This window comes from Gemmatimonadaceae bacterium, assembly GCA_035633115.1.
Classification (GTDB): domain Bacteria; phylum Gemmatimonadota; class Gemmatimonadetes; order Gemmatimonadales; family Gemmatimonadaceae; genus UBA4720.
On record DASQFN010000058.1, the window covers coordinates 1 to 18354 of the forward strand.

General features: G+C 62.1%; 14 protein-coding genes. 9 read left to right on the forward strand and 5 right to left on the reverse strand.

Annotated features, from left to right (window positions below; genetic code table 11):
• Positions 1 to 1276: 1276 nt before the first annotated feature.
• Together VES88_07375 and VES88_07380 are read right to left on the reverse strand one after the other, a co-directional pair.
• Positions 1277 to 1450, reverse strand: coding sequence for a hypothetical protein (locus VES88_07375; protein ID HYN81305.1), 174 nt, complete (start codon positions 1448 to 1450; stop codon positions 1277 to 1279).
• Between the two features lie 540 nt (positions 1451 to 1990).
• Positions 1991 to 2338 (reverse strand): hypothetical protein, encoded by a 348-nt coding sequence (locus VES88_07380; protein HYN81306.1) that lies wholly within the window; start codon positions 2336 to 2338, stop codon positions 1991 to 1993.
• Between the two features lie 163 nt (positions 2339 to 2501).
• Here VES88_07380 and VES88_07385 point away from each other — a divergent pair, with 163 nt between their 5' ends.
• The 9 genes from VES88_07385 (at position 2502) to VES88_07425 (ending at position 10921) form a co-directional block, all read left to right on the forward strand.
• Positions 2502 to 2801, forward strand: a complete 300-nt coding sequence (locus VES88_07385) for a HigA family addiction module antitoxin (GenBank protein ID HYN81307.1) — start codon at positions 2502 to 2504, stop codon at positions 2799 to 2801.
• A 345-nt stretch (positions 2802 to 3146) separates the two neighbouring features.
• Entirely contained in the window at positions 3147 to 3941 is a 795-nt protein-coding gene (locus VES88_07390; GenBank protein HYN81308.1) for a hypothetical protein, read from the forward strand.
• Positions 3925 to 4590 carry a GSU2403 family nucleotidyltransferase fold protein gene (locus VES88_07395; protein ID HYN81309.1) on the forward strand — a complete coding sequence of 222 codons (666 nt, stop codon included), beginning with the start codon at positions 3925 to 3927 and terminating at the stop codon, positions 4588 to 4590. The genes VES88_07390 and VES88_07395 overlap by 17 nt, the downstream gene beginning before the upstream one ends.
• A 349-nt stretch (positions 4591 to 4939) precedes the next feature.
• Positions 4940 to 5179: a type II toxin-antitoxin system prevent-host-death family antitoxin gene (locus VES88_07400; GenBank protein ID HYN81310.1), complete on the forward strand. Its 240-nt coding sequence runs from the start codon at positions 4940 to 4942 to the stop codon at positions 5177 to 5179.
• Positions 5176 to 5562, forward strand: a complete 387-nt coding sequence (locus VES88_07405) for a type II toxin-antitoxin system VapC family toxin (protein HYN81311.1) — start codon at positions 5176 to 5178, stop codon at positions 5560 to 5562. The genes VES88_07400 and VES88_07405 overlap by 4 nt, the downstream gene beginning before the upstream one ends.
• 35 nt (positions 5563 to 5597) lie before the next feature.
• The gene (locus tag VES88_07410; protein ID HYN81312.1) at positions 5598 to 6554 is read left to right on the forward strand and encodes a glycosyltransferase; all 957 of its coding nucleotides are present in this window, start codon (positions 5598 to 5600) and stop codon (positions 6552 to 6554) included.
• Positions 6551 to 7477, forward strand: a complete 927-nt coding sequence (locus VES88_07415) for a glycosyltransferase (protein HYN81313.1) — start codon at positions 6551 to 6553, stop codon at positions 7475 to 7477. Before VES88_07410 ends, VES88_07415 begins: the two co-directional genes overlap by 4 nt.
• Positions 7478 to 7573: 96 nt before the next feature.
• Positions 7574 to 8104, forward strand: a complete 531-nt coding sequence (locus tag VES88_07420) for an SgcJ/EcaC family oxidoreductase (GenBank protein HYN81314.1) — start codon at positions 7574 to 7576, stop codon at positions 8102 to 8104.
• Between the two features lie 168 nt (positions 8105 to 8272).
• A complete protein-coding gene (locus VES88_07425; protein HYN81315.1) occupies positions 8273 to 10921 on the forward strand; it encodes a protein kinase in 2649 nt (882 codons plus the stop codon).
• Between the two features lie 51 nt (positions 10922 to 10972).
• On the opposite strand, the gene VES88_07430 is transcribed toward VES88_07425, so the two are convergent.
• The 3 genes from VES88_07430 to VES88_07440 all read right to left on the reverse strand — a co-directional run bounded on the left by VES88_07430 (position 10973) and on the right by VES88_07440 (position 18227).
• Positions 10973 to 12592, reverse strand: a complete 1620-nt coding sequence (locus VES88_07430) for a M28 family peptidase (protein ID HYN81316.1) — start codon at positions 12590 to 12592, stop codon at positions 10973 to 10975.
• Positions 12593 to 12687: 95 nt separating this feature from the next.
• The gene (locus tag VES88_07435; GenBank protein HYN81317.1) at positions 12688 to 14982 is read right to left on the reverse strand and encodes a DEAD/DEAH box helicase; all 2295 of its coding nucleotides are present in this window, start codon (positions 14980 to 14982) and stop codon (positions 12688 to 12690) included.
• A gap of 20 nt (positions 14983 to 15002) precedes the next feature.
• Complete coding sequence (locus tag VES88_07440) at positions 15003 to 18227, reverse strand: N-6 DNA methylase (protein ID HYN81318.1); 3225 nt, start codon at positions 18225 to 18227, stop codon at positions 15003 to 15005.
• Between the last annotated feature and the right edge of the window lie 127 nt (positions 18228 to 18354).

Genomic DNA, 18354 nt, shown 5'->3' on the forward strand with positions numbered 1-18354 from the left:
GACGAAGTGACCTGGATACTCGAGGGTCGGCATCCGCGATGGATAAAGGCGCGGCGATTCGGTGTAGTGTGATGCCGGCGTCTCCTGATTCAGCCTCTCGTGAGGACGGACGTCGTTGTATTCCTGACGGAATGAATCGAACACTCTTTGCTGTGCAGCGCAGGTTTTCTTCACTGGGCGAACGGCTTGACGTCTCAGTGTGCGATGCATTCGCTCATTCGCACCGTTCTGGTCGGGTCGTCAAGGCAAGATGCGTTGATGTTGAATGCCAAGACGCATCCACCACACGTTGAGATACGATAATCCGTGAATGGCCTTGCGAAGGGCACGCCGTTGTCGGTGCGGATTGCGGGCAGTAGCCCGTGGTCACGGAAGGCTCTTTCGAATACCGGCCTGTAACTGTCTGAGTTGAGAGAAGACCGTGGCACATGTGTTCTCAAAAAGATGTCGCCCTGTTTCTCTAAATTCTGTCACCCTCTGAGGGCCTCCCTGTTTCATTAACGCTTCCACGGGATCAGCGAGAGATCGTCGATTCCGGTCACCGGAGATCGCGGGTCCCCGTCGTCCTTTTCTCTTCATAACGCGGCAGCCACTTGTAGCCGCACCGACGACTGATGCTATACCGAGCACACAGCTCCGACATCGTGAAGCGATCGCTGAGTGCATCGCCAATGGACTGTATTCGCTCTTCCACAGGTGACAGTCTCCAAGGGCATCGCTACCCTCGCAGAACAAGGCTTAGCCATGCAGTTTAGAAGGAGTGTTACCCATGTTCCCGGAGTAGTCGTTTACCGATGTACCCGGTCTGTGTCCGAGCGTCGTCTAACACTCGCTGAATTTGACAAGATTAATGTCGCTCGCTCCGCTCGCTACTTTATGATTCGCTTGTAGCTTCTGTGAAGCCGTTAGACACTATCCAAATAGCGACTCGGCGTTCCATTCCAGCGGTGCGACGATGCCAATCCCTCTAAAGTTTGAGTTCATCCGCGCGATCCTTCGCCACGGTGTTCGAAGTGGCCGGTCCGAAACCGTAGATCCAAGCAAGAGTGAAGAACTAAGTCGAGCCGGCGCCGCCGTAACCACTACCTACATAGAACAGCTGTCGCTTTTGGACCTCGTCTGCGATCCACAGCCGATGTTCGGATCAAAAGGTGGGATGTGGATCGGGTATCGGCTTACCAAGCGAGGTCGTGAACTAGCGGAGTCGGACGGCGAGTTGAAGCGGGAGGTTGGGGCCCTCATCGGCGGTGCGAGAACCGAGGTGTCGGAGGCAGTGTCAAGTCTCCAGATTGAATGCGCCACCGTCAATCTCAATGAGGTCTATCGCGATGACTTCCTCAAGACGCTTGACGAGATTCGGATCTGTTTCGATGACGAGTGCTTCATCGCAGTGATCGCACTCTGCGGGAAGATACTGGAGGTGTGCCTTAAAGAAGTGCTGCTTCGCCACTCCATCACACCGGACCCGAATGCGATGGTCGGGCCTCTAATCAGGTCAATCCGCGAACGGCTACCGAGCGAGTATCTGGATCCTTCGTTACCAAGTATTGCTAACATAGTAAACGCGAGCCGAATCACTGCAGTACACGCGAAGGAACGGATACCGGTGCCATCCCGCGACCAGGCAGCCATGGTGCTATTCGCGACTCGGGACCTCGTCCGGCGCACTCTTGTTGCGCCTCAGGACACTTCGACCGCTACAACTAGTGGCGGCCCTAGTGGACCATCAACCATCAATGGTGCGTGAGCTCAAGCGCGTTGTGAACCCGGACCAGGCGGGAAGCGACACGCAGATCCGTTTTGGTCGAAGGGACGCGCTGCAATTGCGGGCGGAGATCATGATCAGTCAGCCACGATATCTTTGTTTCAACAGCAAGCGAGCAGCAGAGGAGTTCCTGCGCTCAAGGCGAGTCGAGTTCGGCGTTCAATCGGAGCGGATCGGCCGCACGGGCTCTTCGTCGCGCCGTCTACAAGCCGGGCGGCGAACCGTTCATGGGATCTCACCGTCTGGCGCGACCTTGCCAGGCGCGTTCTGCTCCGCTCGGCGCCAGACGCTCGAGGCTGACCAATGATCGTGGATTCCATCAGCCGGAGTGAAGGAAAGCTGCTGCGGCGCCTCGCCGGCGTCGCCTATGAGCGCGAGCTCGCGCGCGAACTGGATCGCCTGTCGGCCGCCTTCGACAAATGGAAGGAGAAGCAACTTGCCGCGCACGAGGTCAGCGCGGCCATCCACGAATTTCACAATGGGGTTGCTCGGGACCTTTACGTGCTCTACAACCGCATTCATCCAGCGCAAACGGTACCGCGCGCCGTCGCCGCGGGGCTGTTGGCGGAGCATGAAGTGCCCGCAGATCTACTGCTGAACTTGCGAAAACGCTCGACTTCTATCGATCCGAATTCGCCACGGTCGAACGGGAGTCTTCGCCGATACCCTGAGCATCTGTCTACGTGCGGCTGGCAAGCACGATAGTCAGGCGGCTACGCTGTGAGGATTATCACTGATGAAGACCATTCGCATGCACCGCCCGCCGTACCCGGGAGAGATTCTTCGTGAACTTTGCCTGGTGCCGTTGAACCTGAGCGTGACCGACGCTGCGGCATCTCTCGGCGTGAGCCGCAATACCTTGTCGGCCATTCTCAACGGCCGTGGGGGCATCAGTCCGAAGATGGCGATTCGCCTGTCGATCGCGTTCGATACCACTGCGGAGAGTTGGCTCCACCAGCAGATGCAGCACGATCTCTGGCGCGCGGAACAATCCCGGAAGCGCCTGCGCGTACGGAAGCTTTTCGGCCAGATCTAGCTGACGTGAACAAAGGGCTGGGCACAAACCCTTGCCTTGTTGCGCAAATCAGCTATGTTGCACGATATGCGCAACAGACCAGTTTTTGGCAACAGCCTGTTCAGACGCGGTATTGAAGCGCTCGGCAACCGTTTGCCCGCTCGCTGGTCTGTTGCGCCCGACGTTATTGAACCCCGTGGCAAGGGCTACAGGCCGGACGCCCTTCTACAAGTGCGTGGCTCAGACGGCAGCAAAGCCACGTTGGTCGTAGAGGTCAAACAACGCATTAGTGCCGCGCAGGCGGCCGACTTGGCCCCGCGGCTTAATCAGGCGGCTCGCGAAAACAGGGCAACCGGTAGCCTGTTAATGACGAGCTACCTGAGCCCCATGGCACGGGAGCGGCTTCGCACTGGCGGCGTTTCCTACCTCGACCTGACGGGAAACGTGCGGATAGTTCTCGACCGACCTGCACTATTTATCGAGTCACGCGGCGCTGATCGAGATCCGGCACCGCCGCGTGTCGGCTCAAAATCACTTAAAGGGAGCTCGGCTGGGCGCATCGTTCGCGCTCTCTGCGACTGGAAGCCACCGGTCGGAGTCAGAGAACTGGCGCGGCGCGCGGAGACCGACCCGGGCTATGTCAGTCGAATTCTGACTCTCCTCCAGGGAGAGGATGTCGTCTCGCGTGATAAGAAGGGAACTGTTTCGATAGTCAGATGGAAGGACCTGCTGCGACGATGGGCGCAGGACTATTCGGTAACGGGAACGAATCGATCATTCGCCCTTCTAGAGCCGCGAAGCGTTGACAGTCTGTTGAAGAGACTGATCACGTACAAAGGGAAGTGGGCGGTGACTGGATCGCGAGCGGTTCCGCGCGCTGCATCGACGGCGAGCGTGCGCACCCTCTCGTGCTATGTCGAAGGGGCGGCGGAAGCCGCAGCGGCCTTCGGGCTTCGGGAGGTCGAAGCAGGCGCGAACGTGTTGCTGCTGGAACCGTTCGACTCCGTTGTCTGGCAGCGCACGCGCAAAGAGGGTGGTCTCATCTGCGTCGCCGCATCTCAGTGCGCGGTTGACCTTTTCACAGGCACCGGACGAGAACCCTCGGAGGCTGGCGCTCTGCTATCGTGGATGGAGAATAACGAAAGTGCCTGGCGCGCCTGATCCGCTATACGTTGCAGCACGTGGAGTGTTGCTCGATGCCATAGGTGCACTGAGCGCACACTTGGATGCTCTTGTCCTGGTAGGTGCGCAGGCGGTCTACATTCACGCCGGAGAGGCTGATCTCGCTGTAGCACCGTTTACCACTGACGCCGACCTCGCAATCGACCCACGGCACCTCGCGCCACAACCCCTGCTCGAGGTGGCGCTCGTTCGCGCAGATTTCCGGGCGGCAAGAGGCCAGGTTGGCATATGGGAAGCCTCGGTGAACGTCGAGGGCATTCCCAGGATTGTTTCGGTCGATTTGCTGGTCCCCGACTCCCTGAGTGGTCCAGGTCGTCGTGGTGCGAGAATCCCGCCGCACGCGAAGACAGCTGCGCGAAAGGTGTCAGGTCTGGAGGCTTCACTTGTCGATCATGACGTGCGAACGATCGCGGCTCTCGATCCCAGAGACGATCGTCGTTTCGAGCTGGCAGTCGCTGGGCCTTCGGCACTATTGGTCGCGAAGGTTCACAAGATTCTCGACCGAGTGAGCGTACCCGATCGCCGGACCGATAAGGACGCGCTTGATGTTCTATCGCTTATTGAAGACAGTACCGACAGACGAGCTGCTCATACGCTTCGGCAGGCTGCTCGCGAAAGATCTGTCTAGTCTACCCACTCAGCGTGCGATTCAGGAATTCCCTCGACTCTTCGGATCACCAAACGCAGCCGGGACTCGAATGGCAGTGCGTGCCGCAGGCCCTCTCGAGACGGCCGAGACACTCGCTGCGTCTGTTGTCGTCCTCGCGGAGGAACTGGTCGACGGGCTTCGCAGTCTCTAACCCACGCAGTGACGGACGGGCTCGCCCATCGTTCGTTGCGGCAGCCTAGCTCGTCAAAAGCCGGTCTCTCAAACAGGGTCTGATGTACGAGTTACTGACGGGAGCGATTCGGTTACCGCTTGACGTGACCAGCCCCGCACTGATAGACTTAGTCCAGTCAACTTAGTCGTGAGGACCATGGTCACCGTGAACATCCACGAAGCCAAGACCCAGCTTTCGAAACTGGTCGATCAGGCCGTGAAGGGCGAAGCGTTTGTTATCGCCAAAGCGGGCAAGCCTCTGGTGAAGGTCGCTGCACTTGACGCACCCGAAGCGCCGCAACGGTTGGGCTTCCTCGCGGGCGAGATAGCCGTGCCCAAAGACTTCAATACGATGGGTGAGAGCGACATTGCCGCCCTTTTCGGCGCCGAGGATTGAAGCTCCTGCTCGATACCCAGCTCCTGCTCTGGGCAGCCGGCCAGCCGGACCGCCTCTCGGCGTCGGCCCGCAAGCAAATCAAGAACCCGAAGAACGAAATCCTCTTCAGCGCAGCCAGCCTGTGGGAGATCACCATCAAAAACTCCCTCGGGCGCGATGACTTCCGCGTCGAGCCTCGATTGCTGCGCCGGGGCCTGCTCGACAACGGCTATACCGAGCTGCCTGTTACCAGCCAGCACGCGGTGAACATTGACGGCTTGCCTCCGCTGCACAAAGATCCCTTCGACCGAATGCTATTGGCGCAGGCCCTGACCGAAGGCATCACACTTCTCACCAGCGATGCGCAACTAGCCCGATACCGCGGGCCTGTCCGCAAGGTATAGCGGAGCTCGCAGCTGAATCCCTCGAGTCTCACGTGATGAAGGCAGGCGTTGGCGGCGCGCGGATCTCGGCCGTTCTCGTCGCCGGTTCGCAGCGAGCGCGCGCCCAGCGTGTCGTAGATGCGCTCGCAGTGCAAACCGCTGTGCAAGTTCTCGAGATTGTGGTCGTCGACCTCGCCCCGCCGGAAACCGACCGGCTGCGAATTCCCGAGCTCGTCAATCACGCCTACGCATCGCGCCCGGATATCGTGCGCTGGGGAGTGGCGCGCGCCGAGGGTGCACGTCTCGCGAGCGGCGAGATTGTCGCGTTCATCGAAGACCATTGCTTTCCGGCACGCGACTGGGCCGAGGTTCTCATTGAAGCGTACAGCAGCCCCTGGGCTGGAATTGGGTACGCGTTCACCAACGCGAATCCCGAGTCATACATCAGCCGCTCGTCGCTGATGGCCCGTTACGGATCATTCGTTCATCCAGCCAGGCGCGGCCGGGCAGGGCTGCTCAGTGGAAACAATGTCTCCTACCGGCGCGACCTGCTGTTGAGCTTCGGGTCAGCGTTGGATGACCTGCTCGCCATTGACTTCAACTTTCAGGAAGTTCTCAACAAGCGCGGCATCGCGATGTTCGTCGAATCCCGGGCGGTCGCGGCGCATCAGAATTTCACGAGTGTCACGAAGGAAGGCATCACCGGCCATCACTACTGCCGTCTTCTCGCTGCCAAGCGCGCGGAGACTCAGTCCTGGACGCGGACGCGCAGACTGATCCATGGCATCGGTGCTCCGCTGGGCTCGCCGGCGATTCGTCTGGGCAGGCTGCTCATCGGGCTTCGGGGGCGAAGCGAGTTGTGGGTGACTGTCGCTCTGGGCTTGCCCGTCATTGCGGTAGAGTATCTCTTCGATGCTCTCGGCGAATCGCTCGGGTATCTATTCGGCGCGGGCACCGCGGAGCGAGAGACCCTCCGCTGGGAGCTCGAAACAGAGCGGGTCGGTGACCGGTGAACCGCCCGCGTATCTCCATCGTCATTCCCGCGTACCACTCCAGCGACACGATCGCGGATTGTCTCGCGGGACTTCGCGAGCAGACGTTCCGTGACTTCGAGGTCATCGTCGTGAACAGCTCGACCGACGAGACGACGCGGCGACTGGTAGAAGACGGTTTTCGTGGGGCGATCTTCGAGCAGGCGGAGCATCGGCTTCTTCCGCACGCCGCCCGGAATCTCGGCGCGAAGCAAGCACGCGGAGAGCTCCTCGTTTTCACGGATCCCGATTGTCGCCCCTGGCCGGATTGGCTGGAGCGACTGCTTGCCGCACACGAGGCAGGACATGCACTGACCTGCGGCGCAATCGAGATGAATGAGATCACCGGTTGGTTCGAGCGTGGCGTCCATCTTTGCAAGTATTCGTTCAGGCTCAGGCGATTGCCCCCGGGTCAGACGTGGGTCGCGGGTACCGCCAACGCATCATGCTCGCGTGATGTATGGAACGCGGCCGGACCATTCGATGGCGAGCGCTTCGCCGGCGATGCGCTTTTCAGCTGGCGCGCAGCGACTCTTGGATGGAAGCCATGGTTCGAGCCTCGTGCAGTGGTAGTTCACCGTTACTGCGGGTCGACGATATCGCTCGTGCGCGAACGGCTGATTCGCGGTGAGGACTTCGCTTCAACCCGATTGGAATTCGAGCGGTGGACCCGGCTGAGAGCCGCTGGGCACATCGCGGCTTTTCCCGCCGCGCTATTGCTCGTGCTGGCCCGCGCTTTCCGCGAGGCGCGCGTCGCTGGACGGGGCGCGACGTTCCTGGCAACTCTGCCGTTGCAGATAGCAGGGCATACCGCCTGGCTGTTGGGCGAGTTGCGTGGTTACTACCGGCGCGCCGTGCAGGTGACGGGGCCGGTACAGAGCGCGAAGCCAGTGCAGGCGGAATAAGGTCAGGACTGGCGTTCGTCCGGGGCCGTTTCCTGTCGCGGCCTAGCCGGTATTCGTGAGCCGCGTAACTTAGCCAGCTGCGAAGGGAGGAATCGAATGATGAAAACCGTCATCGCCGCGGTTTTGCTTCTCGGCACGCTTGCTACCGCGGAGGCCACGGCGCAATCGCCGGACTCTGAGGTCGAGAAGGTGGCATCAACCGCGCTATCGAAGTTTATCGCCTCGTGGAACCGCGCCGCTGCCGGTGATTCACTTGGCTATTCGCAGTATCGCGCCCTCTATTGGCCTGACGCTGATCTCGTCGATCCATCGGGAAACGTGTGGAACGATCGAAATGGCATCGTCCAGATGCACGTTGATCTGTGGAACGCACCTTTCAAGCGGAGCGTCGTCGACGGTAAGGTGCGGAAGGCCCGGCGCCTGAGCCCGACGGTTCTCGTAGCGGATTTCGACCTGACGCTCAAGCTTGCCGGGCCTACTCCGCCGAGCGGCCCAGGCGCCAACGGTCCCGTGAAGGCGCACCTCAAAATGGTCATGACGAAACGCGGGACCGCATGGAGGACGATTTCCTCGCAGAACACGTTCTTTTCGGATGCCCCGCCACCTGCTGCTGCCGCCGGCAAATGAGACACCGACCTTACTGTGACCCCAACGGCGGATGCACATCGACGGGCATTCTCGGGAGCATAACGACCTACTGAACGGTGGTAGCCCACACGCACTCCATTGCTTCGTGGCTCAGGCCGTGATTCACACCTAGATTAGCGCACACTTTCCCAGGGGTGCGGCGAGCGGATGGAAGAGCTGCGCGAACAGTTGCAAACCACGCTCGGCGACAGCTATCGACTCGAGCATGAGCTCGGCGGCGGCGGGATGTCGCGCGTCTTCGTCGCCGAAGAGGCGTCGCTCGGCCGCAAAGTCGTTATCAAAGTGCTCCCGCCGGAAATGGCGGCGGCGGTCAGCATCGACCGCTTCAGGAGAGAGATACAGCTCGCTGCCCGCCTGCAGCATCCGCACATAGTGCCGCTTCTATCGGCCGGCGAGACTAACAGCCTGCCGTACTTCACGATGCCCTTCGTGAAAGGCGAGTCGCTGAGGGCGCGCCTCGCGAAAGGCGGAGAGCTGCCCGTATCGGAGGCAGTCCGCATCCTTCGCGAAGTGGCTTCCGCACTCGCGTACGCTCACGAGAATCAGGTCGTCCACCGTGACATCAAGCCCGAGAACGTTCTCATCTCTGGCGGGTCGGCGATGGTGACCGACTTCGGCGTTGCCAAAGCGTTGACTGCATCGAGCGGATCGGCCCCGGGAAGCTCTCTCACTTCCCTTGGCGTCGCTCTTGGCACGCCTGCGTACATGGCTCCGGAACAGGCCACCGCCGACCCGAACACCGACTACCGCGCCGACATTTACGCCTTTGGCGTGATAGCGTACGAGATTCTCACCGGGTCTACGCCATTTTCGGGACGGTCGCCACAGGGAACGCTGGCGGCGCACGTCACCGAGGCGCCCGACCCGGTTACCAAACGCCGCGCTGCCATTCCGGCGCAGCTCGCGAATCTCGTGATGTGGTGCCTCGAAAAGCGGCCGGCGGACCGCCCACAGACCGCCGCGGAAGTCGTGCACGAGCTTGACGCGCTCTCGACACCGAGCGGGGGCCTTGCACCGACGACTTCATTTCCGCGCATGCAGGAGCGAAGCTCGAGAATCCCGCGCGCTGCCCTCGCCGGCGGCGGACTCGCAGTAGTCCTGCTCCTTGTTCTGGGCGCGGTGGTGATGCGGCGCGGCGAGGCCACGACTGACGCAGCTGAAACGGTGCCCGCAATTGCCGTCCTGCCCTTCGAGAACCGCGGGCGCGCTGAGGGCCAGGAGTTCACCGATGGAATGACCGAGGAGATAACAAACCGCTTGTCCTCCGTCCGAGGACTGAGAGTCATCGGGCGTCAGAGTGCGCGTGGGTATGCGGCGACGAACAAGACACCACAACAGATCGCGAAGGAGCTGGGCGTGCAGTACGTCCTTACCGGAACCGTTCGATGGGATCGCGCCGACGGAAAGGATATAGTCCGTGTGAGCCCGGCGTTGCTGCGTACTTCCGACGCGACACAAGTGTGGGGCGACGCCTACCAGACTGTTCTTTCGGGGATGTTCGAGGTGCAGTCGAAGGTGGCGACAGAGGTAGCGAATGCCCTCAACATTGCCCTGCTCGCGCCGGAGAAGGCGACGCTCGTCGCGAAGCCAACGGAGAATGTTGAAGCGTACAGTCTGTATTTGCGCGGTAACGATCTGTTGAGGCAAACCAATGACCAGCGTTTAATCCGCTCTGCGGTCACGGCTCTCGAGAGAGCGGTGGCTCTCGACCCGAAATTTGCGCAAGCCCACGCCCGACTTTCACTCGGACACACGGAGCTGTACTGGTTCAGCGGCGATCGCAGCTCGGAGCGGCTGCGCAAGGCGAAAGCAGCCGTCGATCGCGCTCTTGCGCTGAATCCCTCGCTGGCTGATGCGCATTTTGCGCTTGGAGTTTACCACTACCACGGCTTCCTGCAGTACGCGAAGGCGCTCCAGGAGCTCGCGGTCGCGGAGCGCGCGCGTCCAAGCGATTTTGAGATCCTGTTCTACAAGGCAGCGATACAGCGACGGCAGGGGAAGTGGACGGAAGCCAAAGCGAACATGGCGCGCGCGATCGAGCTCGAGCCCCGAGTAGGTTCTTTTATTGCCGATTATGCGAATACTCACATCTTCCTCCGCGAGTACAACGACGCCGAGAAGCTTCTTGACCGGGCGTTGATCGTCGACCCAAATAGCGAAGACGCGCTATACGGCAAAGCCAGGATCGCCATCGCCCGCGACCGGGATGTTCCCGCTTCGGTCCGACTGTTGAGGCGCAAGTTCGACGCAAGCCCCGACCGGGCCGCCGCTGCTGGATCGGCATTCAGGATGACGTGGCCTGCGATACTAGATCCAGTCATGCGTGACGCAATGACAAGTGTCTCGTGGTCGCCCGAGCAGGGCGAGCGAGCCGATTTTTTCATGGACAAATCGAGGCTTTATCACCTCCTTGCAAACGAGACCCGGGCGCGCGCGTATGCCGACTCTGCGGCGAGGCTCCTCGCCGAAAGAATCCGCGACCAGCCCGATGAGGCACTGCATCATTCATTGATGGCGGTGGCACAGGCAGTTCTCGGCAACAAGGGCAATGCGCTTGCGGAGATCGACAAGGCGATGGCGCTGCATCCCATTTCCCTGGATGCCTATGGCGCACTCGATCACCTGGAGCGGCGCGCTTTCATAGAGATGAGGCTCGGAGATCTGGACGCCGCCACAATCCACCTCGAGCAGCTCCTAGCGTCGCCCTCGAATGTCAGCAGGAACGAGCTGCGACTTTCACCCCTGTACGCGCCACTTCGCGGCTACCCTCGCTTTCAGCGACTGATGAGCGGCTGATCGAGGCCAACGGTTTACGCTGTATGGCTTGAATAGCCATACTCGTACATATCATCGAGCTGCGCTCTTCGCCTGCGGCAGCGGCGTCCTCGGCATTCGCTCGTCGCGCATCGCCGTATGGTAGAGCAGGGAAGCCATCACGACGGCCGCCTGCTTCAAGTCGTCCTCTATTAAATAGTTGGCAAAGTCGAGAGATGTATGGTGCGTTCTCGTCGCATAATCGATCTCGTCCTGAATGGTGTTGAACGCCGGCAACCCGACGGACGCAAACGGCATATGATCGGTGCTGCCGTCGTTGCGTATGCTCAGCGTCGATGCTCCGAGATCGCGGAACGGCTCGAGGATCGCGGCGAGAATCGGGCGAGCAGCGGCGTTGGCCTGGAGGAAGAAGCCCCGGATTCGCCCCGTGCCGTGGTCAACGTTGAAGTACGCCGAGAAATTCGCGTGATCGGGAAGGAGGCGCATCGACTCCGGATCTCCGTAGTGGCGCTTCACGTAGCCCATTGATCCGAAGTAGTCCTCCTGCTCTTCGCCGTCCCATAGCGCCATTCGTATCGTCCGCCGGGGATTCACGCCGAGAGTCTTCAGGATGCGCATCGCTTCCATCGCGACGGCAGAGCCGGCCGCGTTGTCGGTTGCGCCGACGGCGGCCTGCCATGAATCGAAGTGGCCGCCCACCATCACGACCTCCTTCGCGAGCTGGGGATCAGTTCCCGGAATGTCGGCGACGATGTTGTAGCCGAGCGAATCCGTTTGAGTGAAGCGCGAGGTGAGGGAAAGCTCGAGCCGTACCGGCCGCTGGCGCTCGACGAGGCGAAGCACCGCGTCATATTGCTCCCGCGCGACGACGAATGCGGGTACGGCGCCCGTGCGGTCGGTTACGTATGAGATGTGGCTGGAAGAAAGAATCGCGTTGGGATTTCTGCTTGGCTCGAGCAGCGCCGCCGCGCCCTCATCGCGGAAGAAATCGTCGATCCGTTTGCGACGTGCGAGCCCCTCGATAAATCCTGCCGCGTCCTCCCAGTACGTTCGCGGCTCGCCCGGGTCGGTGATGCGCGAGAGGGAGTCGAGCTCGGCGTCGGTCCACCGCCGCGCCAGTGCGTCGAACCGGTTGCGCGGAAGTGCGATCGGTCCATTCATGACAATCCGCCCGCGAAGCTTGCCCCGGTATCGAACGAAATCCGAGTCGCCGCGGATCGTGACGAGAACGGGTGTGCCGCTGACGGTCCCCATCGTTCCGGGGCTCCACGCCTTTGGAATCGCTGTGATGCGGAGGTAATAAGGCGCGAGCATCTCCACGGAGAACCGCTCGAGCTCCCATCCCTTGCCGCGCTTTCCCCATGGCTCGAGACGGGCATTGCTGATTCCCCACTCGGCGAGCTGCCCGCGTACCCAATTCGCGGCGGTCATGTATCCGGATGAGCCGGCGAGGCGGGGTCCGTGAACGTCGGAGATCATGATCGCGGTCTCCAACACCCGCGACCGCTGCATGCCCTCGGCGCGAATCCGCGCGTTCATGGCGGCGTCGATCCGTTCGGACGAGCTGGCCGAAACGATGGGCGAGCCGGTGGACCGCGCGGGAGCAGTCCCGGTTGCGCAGGCGGCAAAGCCAATCAGAGATGCAGCGATTATCGTGGGACGCAGAGGGCGCGGGGTGGGGCAACGGTGCATTGGAATTTTTTCGCGAAGGCGGGAGTCAGTGGTACTGCGGGCGACCTTAAGAAGCACGGCCGCATACAACGTGGCAAGAAGATCGCGCTTGACGATCAGTCCTTATCGCTGGCAATGACTGAAGGACGGCGCTGCAGGAGGAGCAGCGCGACTATTCGTGGATGATCGTCCGATTCGCCGCTTTCCGCTGGGCTCGCACCGACCCGCGTGGAATCGTCGAATCCCGCTGCCGCCAATAGCCACTCCTCGTCCGGTATTTCCAGCGACACCATCTGAGCAAGCTCCGACTCGGCCGCTGAGTTCATGCGTCCGAGTATCGCGCGCCGTGCTGCGGCTCCCAGCTGGACGAGTCGCGTCCGCATGTGAGGTCTCGCGCGCTCGATCGTCGCGGAGACCCGCCGTAAAGCGGCTCGCCTCGCCAGTGCGACAGCCGTCATCCCGGACGCCGCGCCGATCGTTCGATTTGCGCGGAAGTATTGCTCGACCGACCGCAACGAAGACTCGATCATCTCGCGCGCCGGATCCGCCGCCGCGCCTTCAGCGTCGAACATCGTCTCGAGGAGCTCCGCGGGGTCGTCGCTCATGCCGCGCGCGCCGGATGTGAGCAGCACGAACTTCCCCTGAACCGTGCACAGCGCCAGAAAGGCGTTGCGTTCCGAGGCGACGGCCCCCACGCGGATCGAATTGCATTCCACTGCTGGCATCGATTCCTGCGACGGCCGTTCATCCATCCAGCCATTAAGGATGGCCCGAATTCGCTCTGCCGCGCTGCTGGGTGCGGGAATGCTGTCAGGGGTTTCATGAGAATCCCCGGGCAGCACGGGCCGGACTGCGCCAATCGCGTGCCGCATTTCCGCCAGCTTCCTCGTGATCGTCGACTCGATCCGGATCAACGCTTCGCCCGCGTGAGACGGCCGAATTCCATACGCGAACACCTGACGACGTTCAGAGCCGAGGCGCGCCACACGTCCCATCCTTTGCTCGAGACGCGCTCCCGTCCACGGAAGATCGAGGTGAACGACAACGCCGGCGTCCTGAAGATTCACGCCCTCGCTCAGCAGATCTGTAGTGAGGAGGAGATCGATACGCTCGGCCTCGCGAGGCGCGCGTGCTCCGGAAGCTCTCGGAGCAAAACGCGAGAGCGTCTCACGGCGAGTGAGCGACCCGCCTGCAACACGGGCGCCCTTTGCGGTCAGAGCGGCAACTCCGCGTTCGCCCCGGAGCTCCCGAAGCAAAGCATTGACGGTCTCGGCGTACTGTGAGAAGGCGACGATTGGAACGCCCGGATGGGCGCGACGGACCCCGGTTAACAGCCGCGCTCTTTCTGCGTCACGGGACGCGAGACGTTTCAGCGAGCGCAACAACGCGCGCAAACCTGCCTGATGCCGCCGGATAGCTTCGAGCATCCCGGAGGTCTCACCCACCGGCGTCGCAACGAAGGAAGGGAATGCGAGCTGAACCGAGTCCTCTGCTATTGTCCAGGCTGAGAGCTCGCCCTCTGATGGGTAGTGCCCGCTCTCGAGCGCTTCAATCAATGCGAGCGACCTTCCGAGCCGCCGGCGCAATGCAGATTCGAGCGCTGCATCGCTCGAGCACCATTGCCGTAGCAGTGACCGCTGGATGAGGACGCCGCCGAGTCCACCGTCGCGAACCGGGAGCGGCGGCGGGAGTGCCATGAGCTCCCCTGGAATTCGGTGGTCGTCGGTGATCTCGAGCCAGCGTAGCGCACCCGTCGCAGGAATCCGGGATGCAAGTCCTGCGGCCTCGACTTCCCGGCGAATCACGCACCTGGCGATTTCCGCCCGCGAGAGCGCTTCGGACCGTGATCCAAGAAAGAGCGCGAGAAGCGCCGAGAGGTCGCGAAAGCTGTTGTGAATTGGAGTGGCGGAGAGCAGCAGCACCTGCGATCGCATCACCATGCGTGAGAGCTCAGCGTACCGTCGGGTCGCGCGATTGCGCGCATGGTGTGCCTCGTCGATCACCACGAGATCGAAGTGGCCTCCTGGACGACGGCCGCGGCTGAGCTGCTCGAATGAGACAAATCGCAGCTGCACTCCCGCGACTTGCGACTGTTGCGACCACATATCGCGAAGAACCGCAGGCGCGACGACAACGCAGCTCGCAAACGACTTTGCCATCGCAAGCGCGACGAACGTCTTTCCCATACCGACTTCGTCACACAGCAGGGCGCCACCAAATTCCTCAATCGCCGACTCGATGCGCCGAATCGCCGAGAGCTGATGCGGATGCAGTGTGACTGAGCCAAGTCGCGTCTGCCGCGGCTCGCGCATCTCGTGCGTCTCCCGCGCCTCACGAGCCTCGCGCTCGCCGAATGGCGTCGGGCGGTCGCTGTCTTCAGCGAGGATGTGCCTCGCTATCAACTCCTTCACCGCGCCAGCGCGGACGATCCTTACCGATAGTCCCACAGCAACAGGGGCTCGACGTCCCCCTCCGTCAGGCGATAGGCGTCGAGCGCCGCCGTAATGAGAGTGTGCCTGCCAGGCGGGGTGCCTCGCATGGCTCGATCGGCGATCGGAGCGAGAAGTCTTCGCGCCCGAGTCCAGTCCGAGGGTAAAGGAAGCAGCCCGACTGTCCAGCCCAGGTAGCGGTGATACCCGCCGCGAGCGGGCTCCGCGAGCGAATTCAGCCAGGCGGCTGCAACCGGCGAGTTCAGCAGCACCGCAAGTGCCTGGGCATCTGCCAGCTCATCACAGGGCACGACGTAGCAGGTGTTGAGCAGCACTGTCGAGTCGCCCGCCTCCAACACCGCCGCTCGAGGCGAGCGGCCGAAATCGGACCACACAACGCGCGGTGAGGTAAATGAAGCGCCCTCGGTGCGGAAGATCGTCCACCAGCGCACCTGCCCACGCGCGACAAAATCACTCCGTGCCTCCAGCTCGCGCCTCCAGGCACTGAGCCAGCGGTGAGCGTGTGGCTCGAGGCGCGGCACCGCTCCCCGCACATCGTGTGTCCAGATGATACGCTCCGGAGGAGCATCAAGCCGCCACGGGCGAATGGTTTCGCCTCGGTGCAGCGGTCGGAGCAGCGAGGATTCCACGCGTCCACTGAGATCGCCTGATTCAATCGCGGCCAGATGGTGGTTGCCGTTTTGCCCTGACGGATTCCGCTCCGGCGCGAGTCTGACAATGAACGCCTCATTGCAGCCCGTCTTCACGCCGAGTAGCGGACGTCCCAGCCGCGACTCGGCGAGCGGTACACCGGCGCGATGAACACGCTCGAACGACGCGCGCACCTCGGGAGGCATTATCAGCCACGGACTACCAGGTGTTCCATCGAAGGGAAGGGTCTTCGTGTCGAGGGGCCAGTGAATGGCGGATTCGCGGCGATGTACCACCGCGCGCGCTGAAGTCGAGGAGTGCTCGCACGCGCGACACCGGCGAACAACGATGACCGAGGGATAAACCGCGGCGTCGAAGACCTGTCTCGATTCAGTCAGGTCGTGCAGCTCAACGATCTCACCTTCCCCGAGCACGTACGATCTCACGCCCCCACCGGCCAGCGATCGCCACAGCTTTGCGGGGACGATGAGCGCAACGGTTCCCCCCTCGCGCACCAGAGTGAGGGACCTTTCGATGAACAGCGCGGAGAGATCCACCTGCGCGGCAAATCCGGGCGCCGCCGCTGCGTTCTCTGCGCCCGCCTGCCACGCCGACTCCCGGAAGACCCTGAACTCCCGGTTGAACAGGCCTTTGGCGCTACGGTCGACATTGTGCGGTCGCACCCAGGGCGGGTTGCCGATGACGATGTCGAAGCCGCCGGCAGCGCTGATATCAGCGAACTGAGTCGCGTACGCGAATGGCAATGCGCCACCTCGCAGCAAAGTCCTGCGTCTGGCTTGCGCGGCCCGGACGGAAGAACGCATTTCCGCAAGCTGCGCTCTGGCCGGCGGTGCGGCCGGCCGCCGCTCTCCAAAGAGGTCGCGCGTGCGGAGCGCGCCCAGGAGCTCACGGCGGCCGTGCGTCAGCCTGACGATCTCGAGGTCGACGCACCGCAGCGCACAGTCGCGCTCGATACGGTCCAGCATCCGCGCGAAAACTTTCTTGCGGCGCCCGACCGTTCGCGCATACCGCGCGCGGAGAGCTGCAATTCGCGCGGGCCGCGGAGTGCCGGAGCCACTGGCGAACGATCCGCCCGCGAGCGAATCGCCGACCCGAATGTTCCGATCCAGGTTCGGGAGCGCGGCAACTCTCATTGGATCGCGCTCAGGATCCTCGATCGCCATAGACAGCCAGAGACGAAGCTCGCACAACCACACTGCGGTAGAGTTTACGTCGACTCCGAAAATCGACCGTGTGAGAATCTCTCGCCGGATCTCATGAACGGGCCGAGATTCGCCGAGGTGAATGCGAAGGGCAGCGAGGCGCTCCATCAGGTGGACGAGAAACGCACCCGAGCCACAGGCCGGATCGAGTATGCGCAGCCGTCCCGTCGCCGCGAGCAGCCGCTCGCGAACGCCCGGTGAGGGAATTTCTCCGGAGAGCGCCGCAACGACTGCCGTCTCCGGCACCTCCTTCGCCAGGAGTCTACTGGCAAGTGCAGATGTGGCAAGCTGTTCGACGAGCGTTTGAGGCGTGTAGAACGCCCCGCTCGTTTTGCGATCTGGCGCAGCCATCAGCGACTCGAACGCTTTGCCGAGCATTTCAGGATCGACCGCGGCCTCCGACCACACCGCACTGTCCTCTCGCGCCGTGAATCTGTAGCGGGTGAGAAGCTGACCGAAGACGTCACCCAGCGCTTCGTCGGTGAAGATGCAGTGGGCAGAGGCGCGCTCGAGAACGGAACGAGTGAAGAGCCCACCATTCAGAAACGGAACTCTGCCGAACGCGCGCGAGCGGCGCGCACGGTTGGCCGGCCTGGTATTCAACGTTCCAAAAAAAAGAGGCGCCAGAACTGTGGCGTGAAATCTTCCGCCACCGACCATGCAGTCTGCGAACCGGTTCGCCAGAAATGCATGATCGCCGTTGAGCCATCCCTTGGTCTCGATGAACGTGAGAAAGAGCAGGCGCGAGAGATAGAGGAGGGCCAGCTCGTTTCTATCCTTCTCCGGAGGGGCGGGCGAAAGGGAAGCAGCAAGCTGGCCCACCGAGGATTGCATCGCTCGAAAAAAACTCCGGCTGACCGTCTCGCGCCCGAGGATCTCGAGCCAGCGTGAATGAGTTGCGAGGTCGGAGTCGCTCGCCGCTGCCGAAAGCGCGCAAAGCGTTTCCGAATCACTGTCTACAACGTGCTCCTGCGACGCGATCAGGGCGACTACGCGCGGCGTGCTTCGGCCCGTGTACCATGAGCCAATCGCGATCTGCCTCGCGCCGCGGTGAATGACAATGACCAGCCAGAGAATGTGTGGCGTGCGCGAGGACAGGCGCGCCGCAACTCTGGTGAGAGTTTCTCGAACCGGCCGCTCCGCGCTCGATTCTCCGACGAGAGCCCTCATCGACCCCGGTCCGAGCGACATGTGCGGCGACTCTACTTCGCCGTTGATACCGAGTCGCTGGCAGGTATCATCGTCCACGCGGACGATCTCGTCGCTGAAGCCGAGCTCCGCGAAGAGCGGACCTGCGCACTCGACGGATATCGTATTCGAGAGAAGAACCGCGGCAGAGCGAAGCGTGCGCACTCGCGCAGGCTACGGAATGCCTGTGTGGTGGCGCGCATCGTTTCAGAGCGTGTGCAAGCGCCGGTTTGCCGTGTGAGCGGCAGGCGAGGACGCGCGCCGAGGATAGGCTGACGAATGCAGCTATGCG